At 75.7% G+C, this 875-nt stretch carries 1 protein-coding gene; it reads left to right on the forward strand.

Translation table 11 applies throughout. The features are described from left to right. Nucleotides 1–280: 280 nt before the first annotated feature. On the forward strand, nucleotides 281–875 hold a 595-nt coding region (locus BN423_RS10955), incomplete at its 3' end, for an IS110 family transposase (protein WP_019240194.1).

The following is an 875-nucleotide window of genomic DNA, read 5'->3' on the forward strand; positions in this document are numbered from 1 at the left end:
TTACCTGCACTGATAATTTGCAATATGGTCGTACCGCCGTTCGGCGGATACCATGTCGGTACGCGGCGCGGTGACCCATCTACCTGCTGGCGCCCCCGCGGGGCCGCCTTCAAAGCGACCTGTCCCGCGCCGCGCACCGGGCCCTCGGGCGGCCGCATGACCTGATAGGAGCCTGAGCGCCGCCGCGTACCCGAACACACCCGCATTGTAGCGCTCCCGCCAGTGCATTGTCTGCCCCGCCCGCAGGGCGCGCACGGTCCACGACGGGGAGGAGACGAGCATGAGGGTCGATCACGGCGACCTGCCCGAGGGGGCGGTCTTCGCGGGGGTGGACACGCACGCCGACGAGCACTGGCTGTGCGTGCTCGACGCGGTCGGGAGGGTGCTGCTCTCCGAGCGGTTCCCGGCGGCGCCGGAGGGCTACGACGCGCTCGCGGCGGCGGTCCGCCGCGCCGGGGAGCCGGTGGCGGTCGGCGTCGAGGGGACGGCGACCTACGGGGCGGGGCTGGCGCGCAGGCTCTCCGAGCTCGGGCTGCCGGTCTGGGAGGTCCTGCAGCCGGAGAGGAGGGGGAGGCCGCGCGGGTCGAGGAAGAGCGGCCCCGTCGACGCCGAGCGCGCGGCCCGCAAGGCGCTCTCGGGCGAGGGCCTCTCGGTCCCCAAGTCGCGCGACGGCTGGGTGGAGTCCGCGCGGGCGCTGCTGGCGGCCCGCGACAGGCTGGTGTCGTCGGCGACCGCCGCCGCGAACGCCGCCATCGCCATCGCCAGGTCCGCGCCCGAGGAGGTCGCCGGGCCCCTGAGGGGCATGCGCGCCGACCGCGCGATGCCCGCCGCCCTCGGGATGGCCGAGCCGGACGACCCGGTCGCGGCGTCGGCGC

This window comes from Enorma timonensis, assembly GCF_000321165.1.
Taxonomy (GTDB): Bacteria; Actinomycetota; Coriobacteriia; order Coriobacteriales; family Coriobacteriaceae; genus Enorma.